The sequence below is a fragment of the Myxococcales bacterium genome (assembly GCA_016712525.1).
Classification (GTDB): Bacteria; Myxococcota_A; Polyangia; order Polyangiales; family Polyangiaceae; genus JAAFHV01.
The window spans coordinates 814,314-829,342 of the sequence record JADJQX010000007.1 but is presented as its reverse complement, the minus strand read 5'-3'; the positions used below and the strand labels follow the sequence as shown (position 1 = coordinate 829,342).

The 15,029-nt window shown below is 70.4% G+C and carries 12 protein-coding genes; 3 read left to right on the top strand and 9 right to left on the bottom strand.

Going from position 1 to position 15,029, the window contains the following annotated elements; all coding sequences use genetic code 11:
* Positions 1 to 45: 45 nt before the first annotated feature.
* On the bottom strand, positions 46 to 1,776 hold the full coding sequence (locus IPK71_20660; protein ID MBK8216149.1) for a protein kinase: 1,731 nt from the start codon (positions 1,774 to 1,776) through the stop codon (positions 46 to 48).
* A 137-nt stretch (positions 1,777 to 1,913) separates the two neighbouring features.
* On the opposite strand from IPK71_20660, the gene IPK71_20655 reads away from it, so the two are divergent.
* Positions 1,914 to 3,206, top strand: coding sequence for a hypothetical protein (locus IPK71_20655; GenBank protein MBK8216148.1), 1,293 nt, complete (start codon positions 1,914 to 1,916; stop codon positions 3,204 to 3,206).
* 9 nt (positions 3,207 to 3,215) lie between these two features.
* Here the strand turns inward: IPK71_20655 and IPK71_20650 are convergent, their stop codons facing one another.
* Complete coding sequence (locus IPK71_20650) at positions 3,216 to 4,286, bottom strand: UDP-N-acetylmuramate dehydrogenase (GenBank protein MBK8216147.1); 1,071 nt, start codon at positions 4,284 to 4,286, stop codon at positions 3,216 to 3,218.
* Here IPK71_20650 and hrpB point away from each other — a divergent pair.
* Complete coding sequence (hrpB, locus tag IPK71_20645) at positions 4,285 to 6,828, top strand: ATP-dependent helicase HrpB (protein ID MBK8216146.1); 2,544 nt, start codon at positions 4,285 to 4,287, stop codon at positions 6,826 to 6,828. The genes IPK71_20650 and hrpB overlap by 2 nt on opposite strands.
* Positions 6,829 to 6,900: 72 nt before the next feature.
* Here the strand turns inward: hrpB and IPK71_20640 are convergent, their stop codons facing one another.
* From IPK71_20640 to asnB, 3 genes are all read right to left on the bottom strand, one after another.
* Positions 6,901 to 7,530 carry a hypothetical protein gene (locus IPK71_20640; protein MBK8216145.1) on the bottom strand — a complete coding sequence of 210 codons (630 nt, stop codon included), beginning with the start codon at positions 7,528 to 7,530 and terminating at the stop codon, positions 6,901 to 6,903.
* Positions 7,531 to 7,595: 65 nt separating this feature from the next.
* A complete protein-coding gene (locus IPK71_20635) occupies positions 7,596 to 8,330 on the bottom strand; it encodes a hypothetical protein (GenBank protein MBK8216144.1) in 735 nt (244 codons plus the stop codon).
* Between the two features lie 93 nt (positions 8,331 to 8,423).
* Positions 8,424 to 10,295, bottom strand: coding sequence for an asparagine synthase (glutamine-hydrolyzing) (gene asnB / locus IPK71_20630; protein MBK8216143.1), 1,872 nt, complete (start codon positions 10,293 to 10,295; stop codon positions 8,424 to 8,426).
* Between the two features lie 236 nt (positions 10,296 to 10,531).
* Between asnB and IPK71_20625 the strand changes: the two genes are divergently transcribed.
* Entirely contained in the window at positions 10,532 to 11,062 is a 531-nt protein-coding gene (locus IPK71_20625; GenBank protein MBK8216142.1) for a hypothetical protein, read from the top strand.
* Here the strand turns inward: IPK71_20625 and cysK are convergent.
* From cysK to lspA, 4 genes are all read right to left on the bottom strand, one after another.
* Positions 11,059 to 12,036, bottom strand: a complete 978-nt coding sequence (gene cysK / locus IPK71_20620) for a cysteine synthase A (protein MBK8216141.1) — start codon at positions 12,034 to 12,036, stop codon at positions 11,059 to 11,061. The genes IPK71_20625 and cysK overlap by 4 nt on opposite strands.
* Positions 12,037 to 12,157: 121 nt before the next feature.
* Positions 12,158 to 13,030, bottom strand: a complete 873-nt coding sequence (gene folD / locus IPK71_20615; protein MBK8216140.1) for a bifunctional methylenetetrahydrofolate dehydrogenase/methenyltetrahydrofolate cyclohydrolase FolD — start codon at positions 13,028 to 13,030, stop codon at positions 12,158 to 12,160.
* Positions 13,031 to 13,097: 67 nt separating this feature from the next.
* Entirely contained in the window at positions 13,098 to 14,030 is a 933-nt protein-coding gene (locus IPK71_20610) for a prolipoprotein diacylglyceryl transferase (GenBank protein ID MBK8216139.1), read from the bottom strand.
* Complete coding sequence (lspA, locus tag IPK71_20605) at positions 14,027 to 14,914, bottom strand: signal peptidase II (protein MBK8216138.1); 888 nt, start codon at positions 14,912 to 14,914, stop codon at positions 14,027 to 14,029. Before lspA ends, IPK71_20610 begins: the two co-directional genes overlap by 4 nt.
* Between the last annotated feature and the right edge of the window lie 115 nt (positions 14,915 to 15,029).

The following is a 15,029-nucleotide window of genomic DNA, read 5'->3' as shown; positions in this document are numbered from 1 at the left end:
CGACCTTCGCGGATTCGAGCCAAGGTCGCAAGAGGTGCGACATGGTCATACCGAGGCCGCTTCGAGAAGAGCCGAAAGCTCGGTCGCGAGCCCCGAGAGCGTGGGGACCTTTCCCTCGATGGTGCGCCGGACGAGATCGTCGAGCGCGCTGCGCCCCGTGGGATCGGGCGCGGAGAGGGTCGTGTGCGCTGGGGGGCGGGCCTTGACGGCCGACGCACCGAACGGGACCTTCCCGACCGCGGTCAGGTACAGGGCCGAGACGATCTGGACGACGTCGGAGCGAGGGTCGCGCTTCGGGGGCTGGCGGGTCGGCGCGCGGAGGGCGGCGCCGATTCGCGCCCCGATCCCGAGCTCGTGGAGGACGAGGATCTCTCGCCTGCCCGATGACCTGAAGTGGAAGCTGTCGGGCGCGAGGAAGCCGTGGACGACCCCCACCTCGTGCAGCATGCGGAGCCCTCGGACGAGGCCGACGAAGGCGGTCACCGCGGCGCCGAAGGGCAGCGTCCCACGCTCGGAGACGAGCCCCCGCAAGGTCGGCAAGACCGGTGGCTCGGTCACGACGAACGCGTCCGCGCCTTCGATGCCGGAGTCGAGGAGCGCGACGATGCTCTCGCTGAGGACGGAGCCGAACGCGTCGACCTCGGCACGAAACCGCGCTTCTCCGTCCGGGGACGTGGCGACGGCTCCGAGGCGCTCGACACGCACGGGCCTGCCGTCCTCGTCGCGCCCATCGAAGATCCCTTCGGCGACCTCGGCGTGAAGGGTGTAGCTCGCACGCCCGAGGCGGAGAGGTGGCCGCACCTCGGGCCCCGGGTCGGGCGGCGCCGAGACGGCGGCACCGCGCGCCACGACCGAGAGCCGAGGCAGCGGCCTGCCGGCACCGAGCACGGCTCCGAGTGGGAGGGTGCGCGGCGCCGGAATCGATACCGAGGAGCCCTCGGACGCCGCGAGATCCCTGCGGAGCTCGGCCATCGTCGAGCGCTCGTCGGGCTCGGTCGAGAGCGCCCGGCGTAGGGCCTCGGCGAGCGACCGCGCGACGGTGCGGGGCGCCATCAGCTCCTCGAGCCGCGGGATGGGGCGCGTGCACAGCGCCATCATGAGCTCCGTCGTCGATCGGCACTCCTCGAGGGGGTTCTTGGCGGAGAGCGCCGTGACGAGGGTCATCGCGAGGGAGAAGACGTCGGAGCGCTCGTCGGCCTTCCTGGCGTCGAGGAACTGCTCGGGCGCCATGAAGGTGGGAGTGCCCAGGAAGGCACCGGTCCGCGTGAGAGACGAGACCTCGTCGACCCGGCGCGCGAGCCCGAAGTCGCAGAGAACGGCGCGACCCGAGCCGCGCAAAATCAAAATATTTCGCGGCTTTACGTCACGATGAACGACACCGCGCTCGTGCGCGTGGAGGAGCGCTTCGGCCACGTCGAGCCCGAGCGAGAGCGCGGCGGCCTCGGCGAGTGGCCCGGACCTCGAGACCCAAGCCGCGAGGTCCTCTCCGTCGAGCAGGTCCATGGCGAAGTACGGCACGCCGGTGCGCGCGCACGTCCCGCGGTCGAGGATCCTCACGATCCCGGGGTGGTCGAGGGTGCGAAGGGCGTCGATCTCGCGCGCGAAGCGCTCACGCTCGGCCAGGGTCGCACCGTACGAAGCGACGAGCTTGAGAGCGACACGGCCACCGGGGCCGTCGGCCGCGAAGACCGCGCCCATCCCACCCCGGCCGAGCGGGGAGCCGAGCCGGTAGGGGCCTACCAAGGTTCCAGGGACGAAGAGGTCGGGCGCGGGCATTCGTTGCGGCTTCGTGGGCCCTCGAAGGAAAGGCCTCTACGATACACGCGGAGCCCTCGCCCGTCGCGGAGCAAAGGCTCCCCTCACGCGACCCACGCGGGCGACGAAGGTTCGTGTACACTCCCCGAAAGGGATTCATGCGCTACCTCTACGGGGACTCCACTCCGTTCCCCCTCTCGTACGACTTTCTCGGCACCCTCGAGATCTTCATGGCCTCGGCCACGCGCGCCGTGAAGCTCCATGACGAGGCCGTGAGCCTGGAGGCCAAGGCCGCCGAGCAGAGCCAAGCCCGAATCGCGGGCATCGGCGCGCTCGAGAAGTTCCACCAGGTCGTCATGAAGGCCATCGCCGACACGGCGAACCGCGTGAGCCACCCGAGCGCCCTCGACTACGCGAGGGAGGTCGGCGACCTCGCGCAGCGCTTCGTCGGAGAGCAACAGCGGCAGGTGAGCCACGCGAACGAGCGCGACGCCCAGAGCACCGCGCGCGAGGTGGGGCAGCGCCGCATCGAGGCGCACGCCGCGATCGAAGACCTCTTCCTCCGGGCCGAGCTCTCGCTGGAACGCGCCACGACGCGCGCAGTCCTCCAGGGAGCGCAGTACCAGACGAGCGCGACCTTCGTGACCGCGGGAAATATGACGTGCGGCTACCAGCTTCGCCCGAGCGCCCCGTGGGATGCCGCGCGCAAGGTGGGAGATCTCGCCAAGGGCACGAGCCTCAAGGTCGCCGTGAAGAAGAGCTTCTTCAAAGGCGTCGTCACGGCCGAGCCGCTCGCCATCGACGACTACGTGATCTCGCAGGTGGAGCTCGCGCCCGGCCGCGCGACCGTGTGCCTTCGAAAGAAGCTCACCGAGCCCGACGTGCTCGTGCTCACCCTGGTCGACGCGGGCCCCTCGAAGCTCGCGACCGTGGAGCACCCGGGCAACGTCGACGCCGAGGCCCTCTCGCCCGAGCTCGACGCCCAGGACACCGAGCGGCTCGCTCGGCTCGTCGGCGCGGTCGGGGACTCCCTCCGCGGGCTCCACGGCCAGAAGGAGCGGCTCGTCGAGCTCCGCCTCGACGACAAAGACGCGATGGGCGGGGCGCTCGTCATCGAGCTCGTCGAGCGCTTCGTGACGCTCTTCGCCCCGACCGTGGCCGAGATCGCCAGGCGGAGCCCGAACGACGCCGAGCTTTCGCTCAAACGAGAGCACGACGGCGGACGCCGGGAGGAGGTCTATCTCCGAAAGGCCGACCTCGTGGACAAGCTTCAGCCGCTCTGGGCCCACGGTCGGCAGGTGTTCGCGCCGCTCGGCCTCGACGGGTGGGTGCCCAACATGACCATGGCCCCTCCCCCGGTCGTCGTGACGTCCCCCGCGTCGATCCCGCCACCGCCGATCTCGGCGCCGCTCCCGCCGGCCCCGCCCTCCGGGAAGCTCCCCGAGGGCTGAGCGTGGCTGTCACAAGGGGTTCGTAACCCCTTGAAATCCGACAAAAATCGGCTCGGGTTCGAGGTGTACTCCGAACCGCTCGGCGACCCCGTTCCGAATCTGGCGCGCGAACGCGACCAGCTCCTCCGTGGAGGCCCCGCCGCGGTTGACGAGGGCGAGCGTGTGTTTGGTCGAGAGGCCCACGCGACCGTCGCCGTACCCTCGGCGGAACCCTGCCCGCTCGATGAGCCACGCCGCGGACGACTTCGTGAGACCGCTCGCCCGATCGGGGAAGAGCGGCGGCTCCTCGTCGCCGACGACGGTCCGCACACGCGCGCGCAGGCGGACGACGTCGGCGTCGGAGAGGAGCGGGTTCGTGAAGAACGAGCCGGCGCTGACCGAGTCGGGATCGTCGGGATCGAGCACCATGCCCTTCGCGCGGCGGAGCCTGAGGATCGTGTCGCGGAGGGTCGCGAGGGGGACCCGATCGCCCGGGTCGACACCGAGAGCGCGGCGAACCTCGGCGTAGTCGGGCACGTGTGCCTCGAGCTCTTCGGTGAGGGCGAACGTGACCGCGAGCACCGCGTGCGTGTCCGTGCCTCGGAAGCGGCTCGTTCGGTAGCCGAAGGCGCACGACGCACCGGGGACGTCGTCGACGGCGCCGGTCGCGCGCTCGCAGACCTTCACGGAGACGATCGTGTCGGAGACCTCGCTCCCATAGGCGCCGACGTTCTGGAGCGGCGTCGCGCCCACGGAGCCCGGGATTCCGGAGAGGCAGGACAGCCCCGAGAGGCCGCGCTCCACGCACACCGCGACGAGGTCGTCCCAGACTTCGCCCGCGGCCACGGTCACGTGGACGCGCCCGCCGACGCGCTCGAAGCCGATCCCCTTCGTGACGACCTGCACGACGAGCCCGTCGTACCCGTCGTCGGACACGACCACGTTGGAGCCCCCGCCGAGCAAGAAGACCGCCTCGCCGCTCGAGCCTCGAAGGGCGTCGACGAGCTCGGCGTCGGTCGTCGCCGAGACGAGCCGACGAGGTGGCCCCCCGAGCCGCAGCGTGGTCATGGTGGAGAGCGGAGGATGGGGCGAGGGGGTCATGACACGTGGTGGCCCGTGGTATAGCAGGGCCCACGTCGTGCGCGCGCTCCCCATCGATACAGAGCTCCCGGCCATCGTGGCGACCCTCCGCGACTCGCGAAGGCTCGTCCTCGAGGCGCCGCCCGGCGCAGGGAAGACGACACGCGTGCCTCGCGCCCTCCTCGACGCGGGATTCGAAGGCGAGATCGTGGTGCTCGAGCCTCGGCGGCTCGCGGCACGCCTCGCCGCGGCTCGTGTGGCCGAAGAGCTCGGCGAGAAGGTGGGCGAGCGGGTGGGCTACTCCGTGCGCTTCGAGGAGTCGCGGAGCGAGCGTACGAGGATCCGGTTCGTGACGGAGGGAGTCCTCACGCGACGGCTCGTCACCGATCCGAAGCTCGCGGGAGTCGGCGTGGTGATCTTGGACGAGTTCCACGAGCGAAACCTGCAGGGCGACGTCGCCCTCGCCCTGCTCGAGCACGCCCTCCGGACCGAGCGCGACGACCTCCACGTGATCGTGATGTCGGCCACGCTCGACGCGGCACCGGTCGCCGAGTACCTCGGTGCGGCGAGGATCCGCTCCGAGGGCCGCGCGTACCCCGTCGTCACCGAGCACGAGCCACCGGGGGACGACAGGCCGCTCGAGCTCCGCGTCGTCTCGGCCACACGAAGCGCCCTCGTGGCCTCCCCCGACGGCGACACCCTCGTGTTCCTCCCGGGCGCTCGAGAGATTCGCAAGTGTTCGGAAGCACTACAGAAACTCGCGTCCGAGCACGGGGTCGACGTGGTGGCTCTGCACGGCGAGCTGCCCCTCGAGGAGCAGAGCCGCGCGATACGGCGTGGGCCGCGCCGAAAGGTCGTGCTCGCGACCAACGTGGCCGAGTCGAGCATCACGGTGGAGGGCGTGGTCACGGTGATCGACTCTGGCCTGGCGCGCGCGATACGGCACTCGCCGTGGAGCGGCCTGGGCTCGCTCGAGACGGTCAAGGTGAGCCGCGCCTCGGCCACCCAGCGTGAGGGCCGCGCGGGCCGTGTGCGCCCGGGCCGCTGCATTCGCCTCTACGCCAAGGCCGACTTCGACGCGCGCCCCGAGAGCGATCCCCCGGAGATCGCGCGCGTCGATCTCGCCGACATGGTCCTCTCGCTCTCGGTGGCCGGCCGCTCCGACGTCCGCTTCCTCGACCCCCCGAGGGAGAGCGCGGTGGCCGGCGCCAAGAGGCTCCTCACGCGGCTCGGTGCGCTCGACGCGCGAGGAGAGCCGACCGAGCTCGGTCGAAAGATGGTGAGGTTTCCGCTCTCCCCTCGCCTCGCGAGGCTCTGCCTCGCCGGGGAGGCTCTCGGGATCGTCGACGACGCGTGTGGGGCGGCAGCCCTGCTCGCCGAACGGGACATCCGGGACGCAAGGGGCCCCTTCACGGAGCGAAAGTCGGACGAGCCCACGCAGGACTCGGACGTCGGGCTCTTGCTCGACAAGCTGCGGGAGGCCGAGGGCGCGGGGCAGCGGCCGCACGCGCTCCGGGCGATGGGGCTCGACCTTCGCGCCGTCACGACGGTCCTCGCGGTGAAGCGCGATCTCGTGCGGCGCTGCAGGGCGTCGGTCGCACCTCCGAGCGGGCCCGAGGCCCACGACCGCGCGCTCGTCTCGGCGTTGCTCTCCGCGTTCCCCGACAGGTTCGCCAAGCGCCAAAAGCCGAAGGCGCCCCGCCTGGCGATCGCGGGAGGGATCTCGGGCACGCTCTCCGAAGAGAGCGTCGTGCGGGACGCCCCGTTCCTCCTCGCGCTCGACGCCGACGAGAGCCGCGGGGTGCTCGTCCGCATCGCGGCCGCGGTCGATCCTGGGGCCATCCTGGACAGGTTCGTCGACGAGGTGACCGAAGAGCGGGTCCTCACGTTCAACGCGGAGCTCGGCCGGGTCGAAGCGAAGAGCCGTCTCCTCTACGACGGGATCGCGTTCGACGAGACCCTCGACACGAAACCCACGGGCGACGACGTGGCGGTCTGTCTCGCCGACGCGCTGCTCGCGCGGGGCCTTGCGTCCCTCGACGCTTCGGGCGCGCTCGAGGCGTTCCTCGCGCGCGCCAGGTACGCCGCCTCTCGCGGGATGCTCGCTTCGGCGCTCGACGAGGCTGCCGTCACGGAGATCGTCCGCGCGGCGTGCGCGGGGAAGCGAACCTTGGACGAGGTCCTCGAGGGCGGCCTGCTCGGGTATTTTTACGCGGCAGTCCCAGGTGCCGAGAAGCTCGCGAGCCTCTGCCCGGACACCATCACGCTGCCGAGCGGCCGCAAACCCACGGTTCACTACGAGGTCGGGAAGCCCCCATGGGTCGAGTCGTACCTGCAGGACTTCTTCGGGCTCCGCGCGACCCCGGCCATCGGAGGGGAGCCGGTGGTCTTGCACCTGCTCGCGCCGAACAAGCGATGCGTGCAAATTACACGTGATCTCGAGAGCTTCTTCCGGACGCACTACCCTCCCCTCCGGAAGGAGCTCGGGCGTCGCTACCCCAAGCACGCGTGGCCCGAGGACACGTCCGTCCCCGTACCGATGCGCGCGCCGAGGCGCGGCTGACGGCTCGGAGGGTGAACACGGAGCGTCGTCCCCCTCCTTCCTACCCAAGGCGCTCGCGGCAGCCGCTCGCGCTCAGCGGCAGAGCGGGTCGGCGAAGTACCGGCGCCCTTGGAGGACGGCCTCGCAGGCGCTGCCGCACGTCACCGACCCGCAGAAGCGGTAGGCCTTGGGGAGCGAGGCCGGACACGACTGGGGCATGCGCCAGCACGTCCCCTTGCCTTCGTTGCATGCGAGCGCGCCGGAGACGGGTACGTTGCATTTCGCGTTGCCGGAGCAGGAGCCGTTGCAGGCGATGGCGTCGTCCCCCGCACACGCGCCCGCACCGCGAACGCCCACATTGCGTACGAGGTCCGCCGTCGCGTAGGTGAGCTTGTCGCAGCCGCAGACCGGGTCGTTTCCGAAGGTCGACGCGTCGACGCAGGCGCCGCTCCCGCTGCACCCTTTGATCGCGCAGACCTGCCCCTGAGGGCAGGTCGGGCGGTCGGACGAGCAGGCGCCCGTCGGCGGAGGGAGAGCCGCATCCGGCTCGGCCGTGGGGTCCGTCGTGGTCGTCCCGGTCGGGGACGACGTGACCGTGCCGGACGGGTCGGGCCCGGCGTCGGTCGAGGCGGGTTTTTCGCCGAAGAACTCGACGGAAGCGGCCCCGCCGCACGCGCCGACGAAGACCAAGAGACCGAGACCCGACCAAAGACGTAAGCTCACCCGCACAGCGTACTCGGTAACGCCACACCGTGCCACTCGGCGCGCCACGCCGAGACCGCCGAGGCTCAAGGGGCGTGTTTTTTCGGTGGCTTTTTGGCACCCGCGTCCATCAGCGCGGGCGCCGCCACGACGACGACTGGCGGTGACACCGGCTGCGCCTCGGGGGCCTTCGCGGACACCATCGGAGCCACCGTGGGGGCCTCCGCGGTCGCGACGGCCCCTGGCTCAGGGGCGGGAGGCGCTGCCTCGGAACGCCCGCGGAGACCCGAAAAAAGGAGGAAGATCGTGCCGAGCAAGACCACGATCACGAGCATCACAACGAAGGCGAGCACCTTCTCTTTGGAGGAGGGCCCCGCTTTTTTTCCGGGCATCGTGATGAGCACGGTGTCCGAGCGCGAGCGGGGGCGCATGCGCGGCGGTGGGCTCACGAACTGGGGAATGGCCGACTGAGGCGCTGCGACCGCCGGGGGCGGCGCCATGTAGAGGCCCCCTTGCCCGGACGACGGTGGCGGGTCGAGCGGCGCGTACGTGTGCGCCTGCGCCCCTTCGACGATGACGGCCGGCGCCGGATCGCTGCCGAGGTTCTGACGGCTCGGCGGGATGTTCTTCGGGCCTGTGGCGTAGGCCGCCTGCGACTCACCCGAGGACTGCCCGCTCGCGAGCTGCACGGGCTCGGACGGTCGTGGTGCCGGCACCTCGGCGTTGAGCCGACGACGCGACGAGAGCGCCCCGGCCGAGGGCATTTCCTCGGTCGCTGAAAGGTCGGGCGAGCCTTGCTCGCGGTCTCCTTTTTGGCTCATCGTCTCATGGGGAGCGTACCCGATTTCGTGCGCCGTGAGTCAAACTCGTCGCCTCGCCCGGCCAAGGCTCGGACATTTGCCTACATCGGAACCTCAGGGGCGATCGAAGCGACCGGGGCCACGCTCGAGCCAGACCTCGAGCGTCAGGAGGAGCCAGAGCCCGAGGCCGTGATCGGCGCGGCCTGCCATGTGATCGTCGAGGAGGGTGCGGAGCACGTCGGCGCGCACGAAGCGCGTCACCGCAGGTGCTCCCCCCAGGCGGTCCATGACGTACGAGCGGAGGGACGTGCGGAACCAGGCGCCGAGCGGGAGGCCGAAGCCCATCTTCTTTCGTGTGAAGACCCAGTCGGGCACGAGATCGGCGAAGGCCCGGCGCAAGATCCACTTTCGCTCGCCGAGGCGGCGCTTCATGCGATCGGGGAGCCTCGCCACGTACTCGACGAGCTCGGTGTCGAGGAAAGGAGAGCGCAGCTCGAGCGAGTGCATCATCGAGGAGCGGTCGGCCTTCACGAGCAGGTCGTCGACCAGGTAGGTTTCCCAGTTGAGCCCGAGCACGCGACCGAGTGGCGTCCCGCGCGCGAAGCGGGCCGCGAGCGCGCGGTTCTCGACGAGCGCGGCGTTCGGATCGACCTCGGCGAGGAGCTCGTCGGACAGAATGGCGCGGAGATCGGTGCCGAAATAGCTCGTCCACGAGAGCAGGCGGTCGGGGAGCGGGAGCTCGGCGCGTCCGAGGGCCCTCCCGAGCCTGCCGCGAAGCGAGCTCCCCTCGCGACCGAGGACCGAGCCGACCCCGCCTGCGACCTTCCGGGCGACCCCGGGCACACGCTCGCTCGCTTCCACGGCGAGGAAGCGCGAGTAGCCGCAGAAGAGCTCGTCGCCGCCGTCCCCGGTGAGCGCGACGGTCGCGTGCTCGCGCGTGAGGCCGGAGACGATGCTCGTCGGGATCGCGGACGAGTCTCCGAACGGGCCGTCGTGCGCCCAGACGAGGCGCTCGACGAGGTCGAACGAGGCCGGCGCGACGCGGAACTCGGTGTGCTCGGTGCCGAACGTCTCGGCCACGCGGCGCGCGTAGGCCGTCTCGTCGAAGCCGTGATCTCCTTCGAACCCGATCGAGAACGTGCGCACCTTGGCGCCGAAGCGCTTCGCCATCACACCGACGACGATGCTCGAATCGACTCCCCCCGAGAGGAACGCTCCAAGCGGGACGTCGGCCTCGAGGCGACGGGCCACGGCGCGCTCCACGAGGCGGCGCACCTGCGCGATGGCCTCGCCGTCGGAGACCTCGACGGTCTCGTCGAACGGGGGCGCCCAGTAGCGGCGCACCACGGGCTCGGCTCCCCGGCGAAGGACCAGGGTAGAGGCCGCCGGCAGCTCCTTCACGTGACGGTTCATCGTGCGGGGCGCGTGCGCCTTGCCGAACGCGAAGAGCGGGACGAGCGCGTCGAGATCGATCTCGTGTGGCACGCCGGCCGCGAGCAGGGCCTTGGGCTCGGACGCGAACGAAAAACCACGCGGGCCATTCGCGTAAAAGAGAGGCTTTTTCCCCGGTCGATCCCGCGCGAGGAGGAGCTTCTCGTCGTGCGCGTCCCAGATGGCGATGGCGAACATGCCGTCGAGCCGCGCGATGACGGCGTCGCCCCACGCGGCGTAGCCGTGCACCACGACCTCCGTGTCGCTCCGGGAGCGGAAGACGTACCCTTTGGCGCGGAGCTCGGCCCGGAGCTCGTGGTGGTTGTAGATCTCGCCGTTGAAGACGATCGTGACGGCCCCGTCGGGGCTCTGCATCGGCTGGCGCCCGGCGAGGGTGAGGTCGAGGATCTGGAGCCGCGCGAAGCCGAGGACGGCCGAGCCGACGCGCACGACCGACGTGTCGTCGGGCCCGCGGTGAGAGATCGCGCCGAGGCCCGCGTCGACGTCGAACGACGCCCCCTCGGGCAAGAACGCTGCACCTACGAATCCACACATACGAACCCTCCCGAAGCCGACGAGGCGTGCCGGCTCGCCGGGACGAGCCTCACCCTCGCGCGGTGACCCACAAACCCACGAAAAAGCGAGCGAGAGCCATAGGTTGGCCGAGGGCCGACCGCTTGGCGGGGCCCGTTACACCCCGAACCCGGAGCGATGTCAAAGGGGTCGCACGGCGCGGCGCCGTCGATCGCGACCTTGATGCCCTCGGGGCGGCGCTGCACTAGACCTCGGTCGTGGATCTGTTCGCTCACGTGCTCGCCGGAGGTCTCGTTGCGGAGGGGCTCCGCCGCATTCGATGGCCCAGGCGAGCCACGGCCTCCAAGGTGGCGGTCGGGCTAGGGCTCACGGGGGCATTTTTCGCGGGCGCGCTCTCTCATCTCGCCCTCGACCGCCTCCCGCACTTCGGCTTCTTGCCGCACGTGCTCGTGTGGTCGGCCCTCCCCCACGCGTGGCTCGTTCGGCCGGTCGTCGGCGGGACCCTGGCCCTCGCCTTCGTGATGCACGAGGCGCGCACCCGACCATGGCTCCCCGCCGCGGCGAGCCTCGGCGCGATCTACCCCGACGTGGAGAAGATCGCGCACACCGAGCTCGGGGTCCCTTGGGTCCTCTTTCGAGCGCACGCCGAGGTGACCGCCACGTACACCGGGGGCTACCCGCCGAAGGTGCTCGCCGCCTTCGAGATCGCCGCGGCGATCGCCATGGCGGTCGCGTACGCGCGGCTCGCGCGGGCTCCCGTTCGATCTCGCGGAAAAACTGCGCTCTAGGCGGTGGCCTTATCGAGACCGTCGAAGAGGCCTTCGAAGAGCGCGCCCGACAGGTAGCGCTCGCCCGCGTCCGGCAAGACGACGACGATGGTCTTGCCGGCGAACGCAGGCTCGTGGGCGAGTCGAAGAGCCGCCGCAGCCGCGGCTCCGCACGAGATGCCGCTGAGGAGGCCCTCTTCGCGCGCGAGGCGCCGCGACGCCGCGATGGCCTCGTCGTTCGAGACCTGCTCGACGCGATCGACGAGCGACAGGTCGAGGTTCTTCGGGACGAAACCCGCCCCGATCCCTTGGATTTTGTGCGGGCCCGGCGCAAGCTCGCGCCCCTCGCGCGTCTGCGTGATGACCGGCGAGTGCGACGGCTCCACGGCCACCGACACGATGGGCTTCTGTTTCGTGCCCTTGATGAACCGGGAGATGCCCGTGATGGTGCCGCCCGTGCCGACCCCCGCGACGAGGACGTCGATCTCCCCGTCCGTGTCGTCCCAGATCTCGGGGCCCGTCGTGGTCTCGTGGATTTTGGGGTTGGCGGGGTTCTCGAACTGCCGCATCAGGTGCAGCGTCGGATCGTTCTTGGCGAGCTCCTCCGCCTTCGCGATCGCGCCCTTCATGCCGAGAGAGCCGGGCGTGAGCACGAGCTCGGCTCCGAACGCGACCAGCACCTTGCGGCGCTCGAGGCTCATCGTCTCGGGCATGGCGAGCACACAACGGTACCCTCGCGACGCCGCGGCGAACGCGAGCGCGATCCCGGTGTTGCCGCTCGTCGCCTCGACGATGCCCGAGCCCGGCTTGAGGAGGCCGCGCTCCTCGGCGTCCCACACCATGGAGGCGCCGATGCGGCACTTGACCGAGTAGGCCGGGTTCCGCCCCTCGATCTTGGCGAGGACCCGCGCCGGGGCGCCCTTCGCGAAACGCGAGAGCGCGACGAGGGGGGTCCGACCGATGCTGCGCGAGTTGTCCTCGAAAACCTTTGCCATGGGAAGCCTCCATATGCCGCGAAAGCGGACACATGTCTTATATGTCGGACATGCACACCTTGCAATACTTCCAATAGGATCCGCACGCGTCCGTGAAAACGGATCGTTCGAGCGCTGAGCGCTATCCGAGGCGGAGCTCGGCCGCGCGGAGCGTGTTCTCGAGGAGGCACGCGATCGTCATCGGCCCAAGCCCACCAGGGACCGGCGTCACCGCCCGCGCCACCTTCTCCGCTTCGGCGTACGCCACGTCACCGACGAGGCGCGTCTTTCCGGGCCCGAGGTCCGGAGCCGGCACACGGTTGATGCCCACGTCGAGCACCACCGCACCAGGCTTCACGAAGTCCCCGCGGATCATCTCGGGCTTGCCGACGGCGGCCACGAGGATGTCGGCCTCACGGCACACGGCGGCGAGATCGCTCGTGCGCGAGTGAGCGATGGTGACGGTCGCGTTGGCGGCGAGGAGGAGCTGGGCGACAGGCTTTCCGACGATGTTTGAACGACCGACGACGACGGCCCGGAGCCCCGAAGGGTCGACCCCCGCCACCGCGAGGAGCTTCATGCACCCGGACGGAGTGCACGGGACGAGGCGCGGGCGCCCGGTGGCGAGCAGGCCTGCGTTCTCCGGATGGAACCCGTCGACGTCCTTCCAAGGAGATATGGCGTCGAGCACACGCGTCTCGGAGATGTGCTTCGGGAGCGGGAGCTGCACGAGGATGCCGTCGACCGTGTCGTCCGCGTTCAGCGCGGCGATGGTCGCGAGGAGCGAGGCCTCGGTCGTTTCGGCGGGGAGACGGTGCACGTTCCCGCGCATGCCGACCTCGATGGAGGCCTTCTCCTTGGCGCGGACGTAGACCTGGCTCGCCGGGTCCTCGCCGACGATGACGACGTCGAGCCCCGGGGCGCGACCGCAGGCCTGCGTGAACGTGCGAACGCGCGCCGCAAGCTCGGCGCGCAGCGACTCGGCGACCTTCTTCCCGTCGAGGACGTATGCCATGGGCGAGACCCTATTCGCGTTGGGGCCCGGAATCGAACCGAAACGTCCGAGGACGCCCGCGGGCGGCTCAGGGAGCGACGGGGCCGACGGGCCGCGGGCGACGGACCGCGTGGATCACGGCAGCCGCGAGCACGAACGCGAGCCCGATGAGCTGCGATGTCGAGAGGCCGAGCGCTCCCCCGCGCGCGTCGCGGCGCAGGATTTCGACGAGGAATCGCGCGACCGGGTAGAGCACCATGAACGCGGCGAAGACCTGACCGTCGTAGCGCTTGCGAGGGAGCACCACGTAGAGGCAGAACGCGGCGATGGCGAGGGAGAAGGCGCTCTCGTAGACCTGCGTCGGGTGCACGGGCAGGCTGAAGGCGTGAGGCGACGGCAGATCCCCGAGCTTGGCCTGGGCCTCGCTCGCGGGGCTCTTCGGCGGGAACGAGAGCGCGAAGGGCAGATCGCACCGCGACCCGAAGCAGCAGCCGGCGAGCAGGCAGCCCATTCGCCCGAACGCGAGGCCCATCGGGATCGCGAAGCCTGCCATGTCGGCGGCCTTCCAGAACGGGAACTTGTCACGACGGAGGAGGAACACGGCCGCGACGGTGGCCCCGAGGAAGCCCCCGTAGTACGTGAGGCCGCCGGCCCAGAACTTCGCCCACGCGAAGCAGTCGCTCTGCGACGGGTGGCACACGCGGGCCGCCTCGTCCCAGACGCCTTGGTAGCGCGCGGACACACATTCGGCCCGCTCGAGGGGCCACGCGACCTTGGACGGATCGGTGCATAAGTGCACGTAATCCATAAAGTATCCGTCCGCGACGACGTGGAGCAGGCGCGAGCCTACGACCCCGGCGAGCAGCATCGCGAGCGAGAGGTCGACGATGACGTCGGGGTTCTGACCGATGCGCCGCGCCCACAGCACGCCGAGGGCCGTGGCGAACACGAAGCCCGAGAGCAACAAGACGAAATACGAGGGGAAGCCGATGTCGAAGAGCCGAAAGAGCTCGGGCCTCAAGCGCTCTCCTTCGACTCCTCATCGGCCGCGGCGGGCGCCTCGGACGTCTCGGGATCGGCCTTCGAGGCCTCCTCCGAGGGCGCTTCTTCGGCCTTCGGGGCCTCCTCCGAAGGTGCTTCTTCGGCCTTCACGTCGGCGGGCGGCGGAGCGACCGGCGCGGCGACGGTGTGGACGGTGTCGGAGAGGCCGCGTCGCGACGTGAACATGTCGACGGCCATGAGCCCGACCCCCACGCAGATGGCGACGTCGGCGATGTTGAACGTGGGCCAGTGGTCGGTGACGTAGTGCCCCTGCACGTACTTGGCGACGAACGCGTTCATCGAGCGCACCCACTCGGCGCGGTAGTCGATGAAGTCGATCACGTGCCCGTACCGAACGCGGTCGAACACGTTCCCGAGGGCCCCGCCGAGGACGAGCGGGAGGCCCCAGCGGAGCGCGTGCTGCCGCGGCGTGAGGCGGCGATAGAGCGTCATGATGAACGCGATGGCCGCGACCGAGACGAGCAAGAAGAACGGACGACGCACGTTCTCGTTTTGGCCCTGGAGTAGGCCCCACGCGCCGCCCTTGTTCTTCGCGAGGATGAACATGAGGTGGTCGTCCACGACCGACACGAACCCCGGGTAGCCGTCGAGCGCCTTCTCGGCCCAGAGCTTCGACGCGACGTCGGCGACGAGCGACACCGTGGCGACGACGAGCAGGAACGCGCGTGACGGGCGCGTCGACTCGACGGTCGCGATGCGTTTCGCCGTGAACGCGGGCGCGACGAGGCGCGCCTCTGTGGGAGCGACGGGCCCCGTGGGCTCCGGCGCGGGCGCTTCGTCCCGAGGGGTGGGTTCCGGGGTGGCGCCCGTTGCTTCGGTCGTGTCGGAGGCGGCTTCGGTCATGGTCGAGAGAACGGAAGGTCGTGCATCTGCGCCACTCGGCCGAGGGAGGACGACACGAAGGGCAACGGGCCATTCGTCTACGCCACTTCGGAGGGTGTGGCTACTGTTCGTCGAC